This is a genomic window from Flavobacterium endoglycinae (assembly GCF_017352115.1).
In the GTDB taxonomy this organism is placed as follows: domain Bacteria; phylum Bacteroidota; class Bacteroidia; order Flavobacteriales; family Flavobacteriaceae; genus Flavobacterium; species Flavobacterium endoglycinae.
Genome location: NZ_CP071448.1, coordinates 3,781,331 through 3,799,301, shown reverse-complemented (window position 1 = coordinate 3,799,301; position 17,971 = coordinate 3,781,331). Strand labels below are relative to the sequence as shown.

Annotated in this window: 18 protein-coding genes; 7 read left to right on the top strand and 11 right to left on the bottom strand. The window is 33.7% G+C overall.

Going from position 1 to position 17,971, the window contains the following annotated elements; genetic code table 11:
* Positions 1-93: 93 nt before the first annotated feature.
* The 7 genes from J0383_RS16925 to J0383_RS16895 all read right to left on the bottom strand — a co-directional run bounded on the left by J0383_RS16925 (position 94) and on the right by J0383_RS16895 (position 7,159).
* Entirely contained in the window at positions 94-1,176 is a 1,083-nt protein-coding gene (locus tag J0383_RS16925; RefSeq protein ID WP_207295156.1) for an efflux RND transporter periplasmic adaptor subunit, read from the bottom strand.
* Between the two features lie 181 nt (positions 1,177-1,357).
* Positions 1,358-1,738, bottom strand: coding sequence for a hypothetical protein (locus J0383_RS16920; RefSeq protein ID WP_207295155.1), 381 nt, complete (start codon positions 1,736-1,738; stop codon positions 1,358-1,360).
* A gap of 181 nt (positions 1,739-1,919) precedes the next feature.
* Positions 1,920-2,324 (bottom strand): GNAT family N-acetyltransferase, encoded by a 405-nt coding sequence (locus tag J0383_RS16915; RefSeq protein WP_207295154.1) that lies wholly within the window; start codon positions 2,322-2,324, stop codon positions 1,920-1,922.
* 61 nt (positions 2,325-2,385) lie between these two features.
* On the bottom strand, positions 2,386-3,003 hold the full coding sequence (locus J0383_RS16910) for a hypothetical protein (protein WP_207295153.1): 618 nt from the start codon (positions 3,001-3,003) through the stop codon (positions 2,386-2,388).
* Positions 3,004-3,144: 141 nt separating this feature from the next.
* Positions 3,145-5,013, bottom strand: a complete 1,869-nt coding sequence (locus J0383_RS16905) for a M1 family metallopeptidase (protein ID WP_207295152.1) — start codon at positions 5,011-5,013, stop codon at positions 3,145-3,147.
* Between the two features lie 180 nt (positions 5,014-5,193).
* Entirely contained in the window at positions 5,194-6,774 is a 1,581-nt protein-coding gene (locus J0383_RS16900) for an NADP-dependent glyceraldehyde-3-phosphate dehydrogenase (RefSeq protein WP_207295151.1), read from the bottom strand.
* A 73-nt stretch (positions 6,775-6,847) separates the two neighbouring features.
* Positions 6,848-7,159, bottom strand: coding sequence for a rhodanese-like domain-containing protein (locus tag J0383_RS16895; RefSeq protein ID WP_207295150.1), 312 nt, complete (start codon positions 7,157-7,159; stop codon positions 6,848-6,850).
* Between the two features lie 348 nt (positions 7,160-7,507).
* Here J0383_RS16895 and J0383_RS16890 point away from each other — a divergent pair, with 348 nt between their 5' ends.
* The 4 genes from J0383_RS16890 (at position 7,508) to J0383_RS16875 (ending at position 10,734) form a co-directional block, all read left to right on the top strand.
* The gene (locus J0383_RS16890; RefSeq protein ID WP_207295149.1) at positions 7,508-8,134 is read left to right on the top strand and encodes a Crp/Fnr family transcriptional regulator; all 627 of its coding nucleotides are present in this window, start codon (positions 7,508-7,510) and stop codon (positions 8,132-8,134) included.
* Between the two features lie 746 nt (positions 8,135-8,880).
* Positions 8,881-9,666 carry a sulfite exporter TauE/SafE family protein gene (locus J0383_RS16885; protein ID WP_207295148.1) on the top strand — a complete coding sequence of 262 codons (786 nt, stop codon included), beginning with the start codon at positions 8,881-8,883 and terminating at the stop codon, positions 9,664-9,666.
* A 238-nt stretch (positions 9,667-9,904) separates the two neighbouring features.
* Positions 9,905-10,381, top strand: coding sequence for a Panacea domain-containing protein (locus J0383_RS16880; RefSeq protein ID WP_207295147.1), 477 nt, complete (start codon positions 9,905-9,907; stop codon positions 10,379-10,381).
* Between the two features lie 8 nt (positions 10,382-10,389).
* Positions 10,390-10,734, top strand: coding sequence for a hypothetical protein (locus J0383_RS16875; RefSeq protein ID WP_207295146.1), 345 nt, complete (start codon positions 10,390-10,392; stop codon positions 10,732-10,734).
* 284 nt (positions 10,735-11,018) lie between these two features.
* Here the strand turns inward: J0383_RS16875 and J0383_RS16870 are convergent, their stop codons facing one another.
* The 4 genes from J0383_RS16870 to J0383_RS16855 all read right to left on the bottom strand — a co-directional run bounded on the left by J0383_RS16870 (position 11,019) and on the right by J0383_RS16855 (position 15,079).
* On the bottom strand, positions 11,019-11,432 hold the full coding sequence (locus J0383_RS16870) for a helix-turn-helix transcriptional regulator (protein ID WP_207295145.1): 414 nt from the start codon (positions 11,430-11,432) through the stop codon (positions 11,019-11,021).
* Positions 11,433-11,807: 375 nt separating this feature from the next.
* Positions 11,808-12,884: a cytochrome d ubiquinol oxidase subunit II gene (cydB, locus tag J0383_RS16865; protein ID WP_207295144.1), complete on the bottom strand. Its 1,077-nt coding sequence runs from the start codon at positions 12,882-12,884 to the stop codon at positions 11,808-11,810.
* A gap of 2 nt (positions 12,885-12,886) precedes the next feature.
* Positions 12,887-14,233, bottom strand: a complete 1,347-nt coding sequence (locus J0383_RS16860) for a cytochrome ubiquinol oxidase subunit I (protein ID WP_207295143.1) — start codon at positions 14,231-14,233, stop codon at positions 12,887-12,889.
* Positions 14,234-14,488: 255 nt separating this feature from the next.
* Entirely contained in the window at positions 14,489-15,079 is a 591-nt protein-coding gene (locus J0383_RS16855; protein ID WP_207298718.1) for an HD domain-containing protein, read from the bottom strand.
* 263 nt (positions 15,080-15,342) lie between these two features.
* On the opposite strand from J0383_RS16855, the gene J0383_RS16850 reads away from it, so the two are divergent.
* From J0383_RS16850 to J0383_RS16840, 3 genes are all read left to right on the top strand, one after another.
* Positions 15,343-16,758 carry an MBL fold metallo-hydrolase gene (locus tag J0383_RS16850; protein ID WP_207295142.1) on the top strand — a complete coding sequence of 472 codons (1,416 nt, stop codon included), beginning with the start codon at positions 15,343-15,345 and terminating at the stop codon, positions 16,756-16,758.
* Positions 16,759-16,847: 89 nt separating this feature from the next.
* The gene (locus J0383_RS16845; protein ID WP_207295141.1) at positions 16,848-17,411 is read left to right on the top strand and encodes a YeeE/YedE family protein; all 564 of its coding nucleotides are present in this window, start codon (positions 16,848-16,850) and stop codon (positions 17,409-17,411) included.
* Between the two features lie 10 nt (positions 17,412-17,421).
* On the top strand, positions 17,422-17,898 hold the full coding sequence (locus J0383_RS16840) for a DUF6691 family protein (RefSeq protein ID WP_207295140.1): 477 nt from the start codon (positions 17,422-17,424) through the stop codon (positions 17,896-17,898).
* Positions 17,899-17,971 lie beyond the last annotated feature (73 nt).

Here is a 17,971-nt window from a genome sequence, read left to right as displayed (position 1 = left end):
ATTAAACTAAATGAAAATCAATACGCAGCCAGCACCAATTCTATAATTCGCCACAAAGGACTGAATACTAAAACTGAGACTGAATACTTTAATTTATTCTGCTTTTAAGCGTAAATGATTGATCACTTCTTTAGGAGATTCGTAATCGAATTTAATTTTGTCGTTTTCTTTTACTTTCTGAACACCTTCAAGTAAGATTCTATCGCTCTCTGTAAGACCGCTTTTAATCACGTATAGATCAGGGATTTCACCCGTAATCGTGATTTCTCTTGAAGTTACTTTATTGTTTTTATCAACTATAAAAACATATTTTTTATCTTGGATCTCGTAAGTTGCTTTTTGCGGAATTACGATAGCATTTTTAAGAGGAACGTTCATTTGAACCTGTCCAGTTTCACCATTTCTAAGCAATTTTCCAGAATTAGGGAATCTTGCTCGGAAAGCGATATTTCCGGTTTCGTTGTTGAATTCACTTTCGATAACCTCAACATTTCCTTTATCTTTAAAAATATCTCCGTTTGCTAAAACCAAAGAAACTTTGTTATCTGCACGGTCTTTAATATTGGTTTCGTACTGAAGATATTCTGGTTCAGAAACGTTGAAATAAGCAAACATCTGGCTGTTGTCTGAAAGACTTGTCAATAATTCACCTTCGTCAATTAAACTTCCTAGTTTTAAAGGAATACGGTCAATCGTTCCATCAAATGGAGCTCTGATTTCTGTAAATGATAAATGAAGTTTTGCTAATGATACTTCAGCTTTTGCTGATTGTAATTTTGCTTGAGCAACACTTAATTCGTTTTTAGAAACGATATTTTTGTCAGCCAGCAATTTAGCATTTTGTAATTCGATTTCTGCTGATTTTTGTTCTGCTTGTGCTTTTAATAATTCTGCCTGATACATGTTTGGCATAATTCTAAACAACAGCTGGCCAGCTTTTACAAACTGTCCTTCATCAACATATATATTTTGTAAAAACCCTTTTTCTTGGGCGCGTAGTTCGATATTTCGAACTGATTTTATTTGTGAAACATATTCTTTAGTAAATGAAGTGTCGATTTTTACCGGATTAGTAACCGTGAATTTTTCAACTTCTTCTTTTTCTTCTTTTTTAGATGTGCAGCTCGTTAAACACATCAAGGCCATTAAGCCCGTGAACACAATGATTTTTTTCATGATTTAGTTTGGAAATTAAGCGATTGAATGCTTTTTGGAATGAAAATTCCTTTTGGATGTTAAAATGCATCAGTCAGCCTTAGTCCAGACCTTAATCTTCATATAAGCAGAAGTAGTAAAATAATATACAACAGCAGATACGCAGAGATCATAACTCAGGTAACCGATGTATATTTTTAAATCAAATTCTTAATACTCGTTGAGTAATATAGATAGGATTTGAATGCCCAAAGACAGGCGTAGAAATTTTAAAACGATTGGAATCATTCGCTGCAGACTGATCTGAAAGTGCCAGATACAAAGTGTCTACCAAACTATACGAAGCAGCAAAATATTTGTTCGTAAGTAAATCAACATCGTCTCCTCCTACAAGATCTTCTTCTAGATCAACATCTGCAGCATCTTCAATTATTGAAGTTCCGCGATCTTGATTAGTAAATTTAACCCTGTGTTTTTGCAGATGATGGTGATTATGAGCACCAAAAGTATTTGCATTCAGATATTGGCCTCCGCCAAACAGAAGCATATTCATGAATACTAAAAATACTATTAACTTTCTCATTTCGGTGCGAAAGTAATAAAAGAATCGAAAGAAAAAAAGATTTTTTAACAAGGTTTAACACTTGCTGAAAACGAAAACGTTTTCAAGGATTAACTCCCTGTAAATAAGACGATAAAAAATCTTACAAAAAAATTTAAGTTAGGATAATTAAAAATCCTAAAAGACTATAAACAATTCAATATCAGGTTTTTAATTCCATTATCGTGAATTCTTGTCCAGCTTTGGTAAAGGTTTTATAAGTATCTATAAATCCTGCTTTTTCATAAAATGACTTTTTATTGGTTCTAGCATTACACCAAACTTTTTCTATGTTATTACTCTTAGCAAAATCTAAAATATATTTCAAAAGATGTGAAGCAATTCCTTTTCCCTGATGATTTTCTAAAGTTGCCAGCTTACGAAACTGCATTTCTTTTCCTTCAATAAAACAAGAAACAATTGATACTAATAATTCGCCATCAAATACGCCAAAATGATATCCAGAATTGTCTTCTTCAAGCTGTACAAATTCAAAAGGCTCGTTCGGCCACATAACTTCATGCCGAATCTGCCAAGTTTGTGATGCTTCTATAACTTTGATTTCCATTTTTCACTTTTTATCAAAAATAAAAAAAGAACCTCATAAGGTTCTCTTTTTGATGCAACTTTTACAATGCCTTTTTATAAAAAGCTTCGTTATTATTTTCGTATATCTTTTTGACTCCCTTCTCGCTTTTTTTTGCAATGTTTATGGCCCGCAGCATACTTTTCGTTTCATCTAAAGTGCAATTCCAAATTGTTCCGTTTGATAAAATAATGGCCGAATATAAAGCATCTGACGGATCACTGTTATAATACACAATGTCTTCGGTCTTAATCAGTTTTTTTTCTTTCGTTTTACGATTTTGCTCATAAAAAGAAATCTGGTTTCCTGATACTTCTACCAATTTATCGATTTTTTTTTCTTTAAATTCATGCTCAACATTTACAGCCCATATTGGCTTGTCTCCTGTAAATAACCAAGTTCCATTAACTTTTTCAAGTATATCTTTTCTCAAAATTTCTTTAAGAGTATCGACTTTCTTTAGGGATTCCTGCCCAATTTCATTTTCCGGTTTAATCCTTGAAGCAATAGAAAATTGATCTAAAGCATTTACAAAGTCAGATTTTTTTAAATAAGAAACAGCCAAATCATATTTATTCTTCTGAAATATAACTTTAGAATCATTCTGTGCTTTAATGCCTATAGATAAAAGCATTAAAACAATAAGTAAATAATTTTTCATTAGTTTCGAATGTTTTTTGTCTTTTTTTTGCAAACATAACAAAATAATTTTTCCTACAAATATGATTTATTCTCTATAACAAAAAAACCACCATTTTACTGGTGGTTTTAACAATATTCTTACAAAAAAATAGATTATTTCTTAAATGCTTAGTGAATTATTTTCAGGAGTAGCGTCTAGGAAAATTCCGCCGTCAACGGTCACTTTTTTAATTGCTTTTTTCGCCTTAACGGTTACAGATATATTCTTTCCATTTTTTTCCCAAACGGCAGGAGTCTGATGTAATGTTTCTGTCGAATTATCTGCGTAAACCACAATTACGTCAAATGGTATAGCAAAACCTCCATCATTTTGTATGGATATAGTATTTTTTGCCACTCCTTTAACCGAAAGATCAATATAGTTATTGGTGAAGAACCAGTTATTGAAGAACCAATTCAGATTTTTTCCCGAACCAGTATTCATCGAATTAAAATAATCCCAAGGAATTGGGTGTTTTCCGTTCCAAGTATCCATATAATGATGCAATGATTTTTTGAACAAATCATCTCCAAGCAAATCTTTTAAAGCTATATAGGAAAGTGATGCTTTTCCATAAGAATTGTTTCCATAACCCGGACCCGAAACTTGTGTAGACATTGAGATAATTGGCTGATCTTCTTCTGTTGATTTATCATTAATGTATTGTTCCACTCTAAATTCTTTATAAAATTTATCAGCAGCTTCTTTTCCATGCTCTGCAATTCCAATTAAATATTCAAAAGTAGTTGCCCAGCCTTCGTCCATAAAAGCATAACGTGTTTCGTTGATTCCCATGTAAAATGGAAAATACGTATGTGCTACTTCATGATCCTGCACCAATTGTGCAAATTTTGGATCATCCATTTGCGAATCGTTACACATCATTGGATATTCCATGTCTGCAAAACCTTGAAAAGCCGTCATTTTAGAAAATGGATATGGAATTCCAGGCCAGTTATTTGAAAACCAATCTAAAGCATATTGATTGTTTTTAACAGAATTAACAAAATCAGTTCCTTTAATATCATAAGCCGCCTGAACGCTTGCACGACGGTTTGCTTTTTTGTCGACTATCACACTGCTGGCATCCCATAAATAATGATCGCTCAATCCAAAACATACATCTGAAATATTGTTAGCTTGAAATTTCCAAGTATTCCAATCGTTTTGTTTGGTAACAACTCCGCTTTTCATTTCTTGTTCGTTGGCAATATGCAGAATTTCATCTGTTACGTATGATTTTTTAAGACGCGCTGCGAACTCTGGCTGTAAAACCTCATCTGGATTTAATAAATCTCCTGTTGCATAGACTACAAAATTTTTAGGTGCTTTTACAGAATAGACGTAATCATTAAAGTCGTTGTAAAATTCCTGACGATCTGTATGTGGTAATCTGTCCCAACCATTGTAATCATCAAAAACAGAAACTCTCGGGTAACTATACGCTACAAAGAAAGTACTTTCGTCAATTTGTCCTTCTCTACCGCTTTCTTTCGACAAAGGATAATTCCAGTCGATATTAATGGTTGTTTTAGAATGAGGCGCGATGGCTTTTTTCATTTTTATATTTCCAACTGTTCCCCAGCTTCTTCCATCTTCTTTATAGGTTTCGCCACCTATTTTAAGAGAAGTAATCGTTAATCCGTTGCTTAGGAAATCTTCGCTTACAGTTCCGCTTCTTGGTGCAGATGGTTTGTGCAGATTGTTTACAAAACGAATTACAAAATTTCGTAAACTGTCGTTACTGTTGTTTTCATAAATAATAGTTTCGGTTCCTGAAACCATTTTGGTTTTGGCATCTACTGTAATATCCATAGTATATTTACCATGATTCTGCCAATAATTTTTTCCCGGTTTTCCGTCCATCGAACGGGTACCTTTTGCGTAAGCGGCTTTAATATTTCTTGGCATATAAAGCTCTTGCGCGAAGCTTGTTTCTGCCAAAAATAAAAATCCTGCTAAAGCAAAATAGAGTGATAGTTTTTTCATAAGTGCTTTTGGTAATTTAATTGTTTCTCTATAAGACTGCTTTTTTAAAATTAAGTTACAAATTCTTATAAAATTACATTTTTCGAACAATAAAACTAAAAATTCTTACAAAAGAAAAAACCGTCTGATTTCTGAGAAGAAAAAAGACGGCCAGCTACAATTAATATATAACCTTGATGCTTACAAAATATAGTCGGTATTTATGAAATTCGACTCTTTGCTGTTTAACAATTCCTGCAGAATTTCGTTGTTATAAGCAATGTCTTTTGAAGCGACAAACGTACGGATTGAGAATGAACGCAAAGCATCTGGAATACTTAGAGTTCCTACAGCAGAATCTTTACGACCTGTAAATGGGAATGCATCTGGACCTCTCTGGCAAGAGCTGTTTAAGTTTACACGGCACACTAAGTTTACCAAAGCATCTATAAGCGGTGCCAGAGTTTTAATGTCTTTTCCGAACAAACTTACCTGCTGCCCATAATTAGATTCGGCCATATCTTCAAGAGGTTCTTTGATATCTTTAAAAGAAATAACTGGAACCACAGGACCAAATTGTTCTTCATGATACACACGCATTTTGCTGTTTACCGGATATAAAACGGCTGGAAAGATATAATTATCAGTATGCTTTCCTCCTTTTTCGTTTAGGATTTTAGCACCTTTACTTGTTGCATCGTCAATTAATCCTTGAATATAAGATGGTTTTTCAGTTTCTGGAAGTGGTGTTAAAGACACTCCAGATTCCCAAGGATTTCCAAATTTTAATGAATCTACTTTTTCAGAGAATCTTTTATTGAATTCCTCCGCAATAGATTCGTGAACGTATAATACCTTTAAAGCTGTACAACGTTGCCCGTTAAACGATAAAGTTCCTGTGATACATTCCTGAATAGCCAAATCTAAATCAGCATCTGGAAGAATAATTGCTGGGTTTTTCGCTTCAAGACCTAAAATTAAACGCAATCTGTTTTTGTTTGGATGCTGATCTTGTAACGCAATTGCTGATTTACTGTTTCCAATTAATGCCAGAACATCAATTTTTCCTGATTTCATGATTGGAGAAGCTACTTCACGTCCTCTTCCATACACAATATTGATAACACCTTTTGGGAAACTTGTTTTAAAAGCTTCTAATAATGGTGAAATACATAAAACTCCATGTTTGGCAGGCTTGAAGATAACAGTATTTCCCATAATCAAGGCCGGAATCAATAATGAAAACGTTTCATTTAAAGGATAGTTGTATGGTCCAAGACACAAAACCACTCCAAGAGGGCCACGGCGAATCATGGCATTTACTCCTTGTACTTTTTCAAAATGAGCGCTTCGTCCGTTTAATTCTTTATAACTGGCAATAGTGTCATAAATGTATTCGACAGTTCTGTCAAATTCTTTTTGAGAATCGCCTAATGATTTTCCAATTTCCCACATTAAATACTTCACCACTTCTTCGCGGGTTTCTTTCATTTGAGAAACGAATTTTTCCATGCATTTAATACGGTCAGCAACTTTCATTGTAGGCCACAAACCTTGTCCTTTATCATAAGCTTCATTGGCTGCTTCAACAACTTCGGCAGCTTCTTTTTCGCCCATAAAAGGAATCGATCCTAATAAAGTAGGTGCATATTTTTCTGTAGATGAAATGGTCGAAAACACAGGTGTGGTCTGCCCTGTCCATTGTTTCAACTCTCCATTTACAAGATAAGTATCTTGATTTAAAAGAGATTTAATTTCAAATTCTTCGGGTATTAAACTCATAATCTGGTAATTTAGTTTGGTTATTAATAGCTCTTTAATGAAAAAAGAGGCTTTTTTCGCCTCTTCTTCTATTTTATGGTTGTACGGTTTCGCCTTCCCAGTCCAGTATACCACCAAGCAGATTATAGGCATTTTCGATACCTAACTCATTCATAATCTGACATGCTTTAGCACTTCTGGCACCAGAACGACAGTACACATAATAGTTTTTATTTTTGTCTAATTCTTCAATTTCATAAATAAAAGCCTGACCTTTATTGATATCAATGTTTACAGCATTTTCAATATAGCCATCATTAAATTCGTCTTCAGTTCTTACGTCAAGTATAACTGCATTTTCGTCAGCTTGTAACTGAGCAATCCAATCTTCTTGTGATAAATTCATAGTAAAATGTGTTTTTGTAAAATTACGACGTTTCTATTTATAAAAAACGTACCAAATGCGATTTCGATTATTATTCTCAGAAAACGTTTTAGAGAAAGTATTATAATCAGTGAAATACAAATTTAGCTGTTATTTTTAAAATTATAGTCTGTAAAATCGATAGAAAATAGGATTTTTTCATTTACATAAAATTAATATCAAATCCTGTTTTCTCACAATTAATCCCAATTCAAACTAGTATCTTTGCATAAAATTTTATTTTTTAATAACTTTTTGATAAAAACCAAGACATCAAAATGACATCTGTTATTTCGAGCGGAGCCTAGAATTGACAAAATTTTTATACAAATGAATCATTCATTAAAAACCATCTTTCCTAATTTCTCAAACGAACTTATCGCTGTAATTGAAGAAAACGGAAGTTTACAAGATTTTGAAGCCGGAACTATTTTAATGCGTACTGGACAATATATTAAAAACACAGTTTTAATTACAAAAGGGAAAATTAAAATTTACCGTGAAGGCGAAGATGGCGGCGAATTTTTAATGTATTACTTACAGCCTGGTCAAGCCTGTGCCATCTCAATGATCTGCACAGCCAAAAGTGAAAAAAGCCAGATCATGGCAAAAGTAGTCGAAGATGTTACGGTTATGATGATTCCGCTGCAGTTGATGGATAAATGGATGATGGAACACCGTTCTTGGTACGAATTTGTCATTGAAACCTACCGAAGCCGTTTTGAAGAAGTTCTGGAAGTAGTCGATAATATTGCTTTTCGTTCTATGGATGAGCGTTTGGAATTTTATTTAAAAAGGCATTCTGATGCCTGCGGTTGTTCTGAAGTGAATCTTTCGCATCAGGAAATTGCAACCGAATTAAATACTTCTCGTGAAGTTGTTTCAAGATTACTAAAAAAAATGGAACAGCGCGGTCTTGTCAAACTTAATCGAAACCAAATTGAACTTTTAAAATAAAGTTTTTTTCGCCACGAATTCACGAATTTCACTGTAATTTTTACTGTAAGACCCACGCAGTAGCAAACTGGCGAAGCAATTACGCGAATTGCACTAATTTTCTTTGTTGTTAGAATTTTCTCAAAATGCGTATAAATATTTTAACACATAGAGACATAGTTTTTGTAAACGCAAAAAAGGCATTTCACTTGTTTAAATGCACATAGCTATGTGTGGAAACTAGTTTCTTCTCTTATCTTAATTTGACAAAAAAATCTATGTCTCTATGTGGTGAATTATTTACACAGAAAAATCCATAATCATTTTCTTTGACAAAATAATTCGTGAATTCGTGGCGGAAAAAACTTCCATGATTTTCTACCACCAATTTTACTTCCTTTTCTCAATCATTATCAAAAATAATTCGTGCATTCGTGGCGGAAAAAACCTCCATGATTTTCTACCATTAATTTTACTTTCTTTTCTCAATCATTATCAAAATAATTCGTGAATTCGTGGCGGAAAAAACCTCCATGATTTTCTAACACCAATTTTACTTTCTTTTCTCAATCATTATCAAAAATAATTCGTGAATTCGTGGCGGAAAAACTTCCATGATTTTCTACCACCAATTTTACTTTCTTTTCTCAATCATTATCAAAAATAATTCGTGAATTCGTGGCGGAAAAAAACAAAAAATATCTTCTGTGATAAATGTTACTGTAGGTTTCTAATTTCCGAAGCAACTTTGCATAAAAATAAATGCAATGGAATATTTAGGTTATTTTGCTTCGATTATTATCGGGATTTCGCTGGGATTAATTGGCGGAGGCGGTTCTATCTTGACTATTCCTATTTTGGTGTATTTATTTAAAGTAAATCCAGATCAGGCAACTTCCTATTCTTTATTTATTGTGGGATTGACCGCTTTGTTTGGCAGTTACAGTCATTACAAAATGGGAAATCTGAAATTAAAATCGGCATTGTATTTTGCCATTCCTTCTGTTATTTCGATTTTGATTATTCGTGAAGTTATTTTCCCGCAGATTGCTTCAACCATTTTTTCGATTGCCTCTTATTCTGTTTCAAAAGACTTTCTGATTATGATTGTCTTTTCAATCTTAATGATAACAGCTGCTATTTCGATGATTAAAAAAAATGTAACCGAGATAAAAGGAACGGAAACCAATTATATACAACTAAGCATTATTGGATTCCTAGTTGGAATTGTAACCGGATTTCTGGGAGCTGGAGGCGGATTCTTAATAATTCCTGCCTTGTTGTTTTTTGCCAAATTACCCATGAAACAAGCCGTGGGAACTTCACTACTAATCATCACTATTAATTCATCAATAGGATTTGGAGGCGATTTATACATCGGAACTCCTATTGATTATACTTTTCTGTTAGGTGTATCTGGAATGGCACTTCTCGGAATGTTAATCGGGAGCCAGCTTTCTAAAAAAATAGACGGAGCCCGATTAAAACCTCTTTTTGGCTGGTTTGTACTCGTAATGGGATTTTACATCATTACTAAAGAAGTTTTATTTTAAAATTTTGAATTTAGTTTCACTTGTAGAGTAATCTTTGTCAAAGTTGGCGCTTTGACAGAGATGAAACTAAATAAAGACTTCTCACAAATTAAATTATTATCTACTTTTAATGTTGATATTGAGATGAAAAGCAAAGTTAAACGTAAATAAAAAATGATTAACTTTACAGAAATTTCTTTTATAAAATGGAAATAGTTTTTCTATTTTACACATAATTTTTCTAAAAAATCTAAAAACAATGCCGTATTCAGCTCTATTTATGTCTGGAAAAATACTTGAACGTGCTCAAGAGGAAGGAGAAGGAATATCTAATATGAAATTGCAAAAACTCCTCTATATTGCTAATGGTATATACTTAGTTAAACATGGAACACCATTGATAGAAGAACCTATAAAAGCTTGGAAGTATGGTCCTGTTGTTGAAAAGGTTTACTACGAGTTTAAAAAATATGGCAACGAAAGTATTAAAGAAATACCTTGGGAATATCAGCAATACAAATCAAAAGTTAAATTAGATGAAGATGCAGAAGAAGCGGTTACTTTTGTTTTAGAAGTTGCTAAAAAACTTTCAGCAATTCAATTATCAAATTGGACTCATGCAGAAAATTCTCCGTGGACAAAAGCAAAACTTCAAAAAGACTCCCTCATTTCTGAAAATGATATGAAAATCTTTTTTGAACAATTTTTTAATCCAGAGCTTCAAAATGCTGAATAATTTTATTTATGGCAACAGAACCAAATCCATTAAATGCACTTATTAATCAGGTAGCTTCTACACCACCTTTGCAAAGCTCTAATGAAGAAAGAATGTTTTATGAAAAACACTTATCTGATTTAGCAAATTCAAATCAAAATATGCTGGAAAGAAAAAAGTATGCTGAATATATTTTCAGCTTTACCTGTATTTGGTGTATTTGTATTTTTTCTATTTTGATACTGAAAGGACTTGGAAAATTAGCCTTATCTGATACCATAATCATCACTCTAATTGGTTCGACAACATTAAATATTTTAGTTTTTTTTACACTAGTAACCAAGTATTTATTTAATTCTGAAAAATCCACTTAATGAAAATTAAATAATTTTGGGCATTTCCTTCGACCAGGCTATTCGCTAATTATTTTCCTTGCTAAATAAGCAAGAAAAAGGATACCGCTTCTATCCTAACGCATAAAAAAAGAATAAGATTATTGCAAGATCTCAATTTCCTCCAGATTTAGCTGGAGATAAATAAATCTATATAAAAAAGGCTTTAGCCAAACTTTATCATTTTGGCTAAAGCCTAATTCGCATTCAAACAAAAAACCTCCAGTTAAAACTAGAGGCAATTGATTTTATCTTTGTTCTTTATATTATTTTTTAAGCAGTTTTTCTAAATATTCTACCTTTTCCCTTTCTGCCTGAACTAATTCTTTTTCAGCCTGAACCAACCGTTCATAAAGTTCAACCATCTTATCTAAAGGATTAAAAGTAAAAATAGGTCCAGACGCAGCTTGACCATTATTTGCACTATTATCATAAAAATTATTGAAGAAATTAAAAACAGATTCTTCTGTAAAATTTTCAATTGCTTCTACCGTCACGCCAAGAGCTTTTGCAATTTGTACCAATTTTTCAAATTCGACAGTTTCGCTGGTTTCAATACTTGAAATAGTCTGCTGGCTTGTACCAATTGCATCAGCAAGTGCTCCTTGTTTCATCCCGCGAAGTTCTCTAATTCGGCTTATGTTTCGGCCAATATTTTTAGGTCTGTTTAATGTGCTCATAATTCAAAGGTATTTAAAATTCCCGAAAAAATCACTCAATTAGTAAATTACAAACCAGATTGGTACACTACAGTTTACTGATGTTTTTTTCGCTTGCAAGTTTTGCATTTATCAAACAAAAATACGCTTTTTATATATTTAAAAACTATTAAAAAATACGAAAATAACTACTCTTAAATCAAAATTGTAAAGTTTGGCTAAAGCCAAGTTTAAACCTAATAAAAAACCTCCAGCTAAAGCTGGAGGCAATTGAATCTATAATTAAAATTCGTGCAATTTAAAGTCACAATATTCAGAATTCATTCAACTCAAAATAAAAATTCGTGACTCGAGCGACAGCGAATAGGCGAAGCAATTCGTGGCTATCAAAAATAATCAATGCTCCCCATATCCAATATCATCCATTTTCCCACTGAAAACACGATATTGAATAACAAAATAAATAATTACGAGAAACAAAGCGACAAAAAACCAGCTCAATCCCGCATTTAATCCGTATTCGTGAGCGGCAGTGTTATAAATCGTTAAAGACGGATTTATTTTATTTGTTGAAGGCAGAACATTAGGGAAAATCGAAACCGCTGTCGAAGCAAATCCTCCCAATAAAAACAAAGTCGAAAACAGAAATCCGTAACCATCTTTTTTGTACGAACGAACTTTAAATAAACCTAAAATTCCAATAAATGTCAGCAATGGAAAAAACCACAGAATTGGATTTTCAACAAAATTATGAAAAGGTTCAGGTTCAATAAAATGCCATACTTGTAATGAAATACAAACCAAAACCAGTAAAACAATATTCAAAGCAAAAACTACTTTTTTCAATTTAGGATTCAAAGCCGAATTTGTTTTATAAATAATCCAGTTTGCACCGTGAATCGTCAATGCGACAACACTCACAATTCCTAAGAAAAGCGTAAACCAGTCGATAATTCCTAATTCATTTGCCTGCGGACTAAAAGTTGGATTCCACAAAGGCAGGAAGAAAAAATGCGGTTCTTGTGTCGAAACTCCGTTTTGAACCATTCCGAGGTTTACACCACGAACAATATTTCCTAAAGCTATTCCGAAGAAAAGCGCCAAAAGTAAACTCGCAATTCCGAAGGCTTTATCCCAAATCGCTTCCCACATATGATTGTGTACTTGTCCGCGCATCTCTAATCCGATAGCTCGGAAAATCAAAAGCCATAAAATCATAATCAAAGGCAGATAAAATCCGCTGAAAGAAGAAGCATATAAAGTTGGAAATGCAAAAAACAAAACGCCTCCAGCTGCAATCAACCAAACTTCATTGGCATCCCAAAACGGACCAATCGAATTGGTGATTACTTTTTTATCTCTTTCTGTATCGGCAAAAAATAAATGAATAATTCCTGCTCCAAAATCATAACCGTCTAAAACCAGATAAACAGCCAGAATTCCCATTAAAACTACGTACCAAAAAAATTCCATACTTATATTTTTTCTGTTGAAAGTTCCACATGATGCGGTCCTTTATTGATAATTTTTCCAACCAAAAGCAAAAACAACATTCCTAGTAAAAGGTATAAACCAATAAAACCAAGTAATGTAAATAAGGTATTTCCAGAAGAAACGGTTGGCGAAGCGCCAGATGCAGTTCGCATTAAATTGTAAACCAGCCAAGGCTGTCTTCCTAATTCGGCTGTGTACCAACCTGTGGTGTTGGCTATATATGGAAACGGCATCATGAACATCAGCGACCACAATAGCCATTTGGTTTGGAATAATTTTCCTCTGATTAATTGAAAAAGTGAAAGCACCATTAATCCAATAAAAACAGTTCCGAGTCCAACCATAATATGGTAGGCATAATACAACCCCGAAATATTAGTTGGGTGTAAATCTTCTTCAAACTGATCTAAACCTTTAATTTCCTGATCCCAATTTCCGTAAGTTAGGAAACTCAAAATATTAGGAACGGCGATTTTATTATCTAGTTTTTTGTCTTTTACATCGGGCTGTCCAATTAAGACAATTTCAGAACCTTTTTTCTCGGTATGAAAAATCCCTTCCATTCCGGCAAAAGTTACAGGCTGGTATTTTACGACATTTTTAGCCAGTAAATCACCTGTTGGAACAGCGACAACAATACTCGAAATCAATCCGAAAATAACTCCTGTTTTCAAGAACAATTTGCCAAAAGAAATGTTCTTTTTACTTAGAATATAGAAAGCTCCAATTCCCGCAACGACAAAAGAACTCGTTACCATAGAAGCGGCTTGATTATGCAAATAAGAAGGCCAAAGCCAAGGATTTAAAAATAATGCTTGAAAATTATTCAATACAAATTTTCCGTTTTCTAAGATTTCATAACCAACTGGATTCTGCATCCAGGAATGCGTGGCAATGATTAAAAATCCGCTGGCCCAGGAACCGATCATAATTAATAATCCAGTTACAAAATGCCATTTGTGTCCGAGAAGTTTTTCGCCAAATAAAAATATTCCCAAGAAAGAAGATTCGAGAAAGAAGGAAAACATTCCTTCCATAGCGAGGGTTTGCCCAATAATTCCTCCCGTTAATTCGGAGAATTTTGCCCAATTGGTTCCAAACTGAAACTCCATTGGAATTCCAGTAACAACTCCCATTGCAAAATTGAGAGCGAAGATTTTCATCCAGAAATGGGTGGCGTGATTGTATTGTTCGTTTTTCGTTTTTAGATATTTCCACTTGAAGTAAACAATGATGAGCGAAAGACCCATTGTAAGTTGTGGAAAAAGATAATGAAAAGTAATGGTGAACGCGAATTGCATTCGGTCATAAAAGAGCATTTCTTCCATAAGTGGTAATTTGTTTATGAAGTTCCACAAATTTAACCATTCGAACCCGAACTGCCTCTTAAAACAAGAGTTTCTTTTTAAAATTTTAAACCATATAAGTTATATAAGTAAATATAAATTTTCGGCTATTAAAATATATTCATATCGTATTAACTCCTGCAAGGTTTCCAAAATCTTGTAGATCTGCTGTTCTAAAAAAATACCTGCAAGATTTTAGAAACCTTGCAGTAAACAAATTAACATGGTTCATTCAATTCATTTCTCCAAAATTCCTTTTTCAACACTTTCGTTAATCAAACCTTCAGCGTAATTCCAAATCGATTTTGAGCCTTCTTTTATGACGCTTTTCTTTTCGTACACTTTTTCATATTTCACTCCAAACTCTTTCCAAGTTCCGCCGTTGTTGGAAGTATTTTGTAACAGAGGTTCTAATCTGTCCATTGATTTAGCAAATTTGGCTTCGTTGGTTTCTCCAGCTTCAAATTCTTCCCAAATAGAAATGAATTCTTCGGCTTGATTTTTAGGAAGTAAACCAAAAATCCTATTAGCCGCCAAACGTTCTTCATCTGTATTGGAATGATTTTTTATGGTGTCATAAATAAACACATCACCAGCATCAATTTCTACAATATCATGAATTAAGACCATTTTCACCACTTTCAAAACATCAATTGGCTCATTTGAATGTTCTGCCAGAACAATCGCCATTAAAGCCAGATGCCAGCTGTGTTCTGCGTCATTTTCGCACCTGTCGCTGTTGAATAATTTTGTTTTGCGCTGAATGTATTTTACTTTATCAATTTCTTTTATAAAAGCAATTTGATCTAATAAGTGTTGTGTGTTCATCATGTTAATCTTAGGAAAAACGTAAAATTACAAAGATTTTTTTCTACCATATAAGGAATAAAAGTAATTATAAACTGGAGGTTATTATATTGCTTAAAATAAAAGTAAATATAAGTAGCTCTCAATCTAAAATGGACTTATATCACTTATATGGTTCAAACCACCAAATGTTTTTCAAAAAAACCTAAATTCTGTAACATTAGTCACCTATTTTTTTAAAAAACAAAGTTACCTTTGTATCCCATCATTTTATAATACCTATCATGAAAATAGAGCAAATTTACACCGGATGCCTAGCACAAGGTGCATATTATATCACATCAAATGGCGAAGCAGCCATTATTGATCCGCTTAGAGAAACGCAGCCTTACTTAGATCGTTTGGAACGCGATGGCGTTACATTAAAATATATTTTTGAAACGCATTTTCACGCTGATTTCGTTTCGGGACATGTTGATTTAAGCAAAGAAACCGGAGCACCAATCGTTTACGGACCAAATGCTGCCTGCGAATTTGATTGCATTTCTGCGAAAGACGGACAGGAATTCAAAATCGGAAAAGTAACTATTAAAGTTTTGCATACTCCTGGACATACTATGGAAAGCTCAACTTTTCTATTAATCGACGAAAACGGAAAAGATCATGCGATTTTCTCTGGCGACACTTTGTTTATTGGTGATGTCGGTCGTCCAGATTTAGCTCAAAAAGCATCTGGAATGACACAAGATCAATTGGCTGGAATTTTATTTCATTCGTTAAGAGACAAAATCATGACGCTTGCTGATGACGTAATTGTTTATCCTGCGCATGGTGCGGGAAGTGCTTGTGGAAAAAACATGAGCAAGGAAACGGTTTCAACAATCGGAAATCAAAAAGCTACCAACTATGCTTTGCGCGCTGATATGACCGAAACTGAATTCATCAAAGAAGTAACAGACGGACTATTGCCTCCTCCAGCCTATTTCAGCATGAACGTTGCTATGAACAAACAAGGCTACGAAAGCTTTGAAACAGTTTTGCACAACGGAATGAAAGCTATAAATGTAAAAGAATTTGAAGCAATTGCTGAAGAAACTGGTGCTTTAATTTTAGATACTAGAAGTGCAGCCGATTTTAGTAAAGGATTTATTCCGCAGTCTATCAATATCGGAATCAATGGAGATTTTGCTCCGTGGGTTGGAACTTTAATTGCCAATGTAAAACAACCCATTATTTTGGTTACTGCACTTGGCATGGAGGAAGAAACCGTAACACGCTTAAGCCGTGTTGGTTTTGATACGATTATTGGACATTTAGATGGTGGATTTGAAGCTTGGCAGAATACAGGTTTCGAAATTGATACTGTAAATAGAATAACAGCTGAGCAATTTGCAAATGAATTTGAATTTGGCAAAGATAAAGTAGTCGACATTCGTAAAGAGACAGAATACGAAGCTGAGCATATTGATGAAGCTTACAGCAAACCTTTGGCTTATATTAATGACTGGGTAAAAGATATTAATCCAAACGAACATTTTTATATCCATTGTGCTGGAGGCTACAGAAGTATGATTGCCGCTTCTATCCTTCAAGCAAGAGGTTTCAGAAACTTCTCTGAAGTGGAAGGTGGTTTTGGAGCGATTTCAAAAACGAATATTCCAAAATCAGATTTTGTTTGTCAAAGTAAAGTATTAAAATAATTTAAAAGAGACAAAGGTTCAGAGAGACAAAGTGACAAAGGTCGCAACCTCTGAACCTTTGAGCCTTTGCACCTTAGAACCTAAATAAAATGTTAGAAATTATAAGAGAACCTTGGCCTTGGTATGTTGCAGGTCCGTTGATTGGATTAACGGTTCCAATTTTATTAATTATCGGGAATAAATCTTTTGGGATAAGTTCGTCACTTCGTCATATTTGCGCAGCTTGTATTCCTTCGAATATTTCATTTTTTAAATACGATTGGAAAAAAGAAAGCTGGAATTTATTCTTCGTTTTCGGAATTTTCATTGGAGGTTTTATTGCAGCTTATTTCTTGACCAATCCAAATCCAGTAGAAATTGCTCCTGAATTATCAGAGAAATTAGCAACTTATGGAATTACAGATCATACTGGTTTAGTTCCATCACAATTATTTTCTTGGGAAAGTTTATTAACGCTTCGCGGATTTATTATGATGGTTGTAGGTGGATTTTTAGTTGGTTTCGGAACTCGTTATGCCGGCGGATGCACCAGCGGACACGCGATTATGGGATTATCGAACTTACAATGGCCTTCGTTAGTCGCTACAATCTGTTTTATGATTGGCGGTTTTGTAATGTCACTTTTGATTTTACCTTATATACTTTCACTTTAAAATTTGAATAATGAGCTTAGAAAATAAAAATATCGACGGCGAAGGAATCAACGCCAGCCACAAAAAAGAAAACGCATTTGCAAATCTTAAATATTTAATCGTAGGTATCTTTTTCGGAATTGTATTCGTAAAAGCAGAAATCATCAGCTGGTTTCGTATTCAGGAAATGTTTCATCTTGAATCATTCCATATGTATGGTGTAATTGGATGCGCAGTTGCTGTTGGATTAATTTCAGTTCAATTGATTAAAAAATTCAATATCAAGACCCTTGACGGCGAAAAAATCGAAATCCAGCCAAAAACTTTCAGCAAAGGACAAATCTACGGCGGATTAATGTTTGGTTTTGGATGGGCAATTACTGGAGCATGTCCAGGTCCGCTTTTCGCTCAGATTGGCACAGGAGCAACTGTAATCGTAGTTACTTTAGTAAGCGCCATTGCTGGAACTTGGTTTTATGGTTTGATTAAAGATAAATTGCCACATTGATAATTTGTTTCAAGTTGATTTAACCGCAAAGCACGCTAAGGTATACGCAAAGTTCGCAAAGTTTATTTACAAA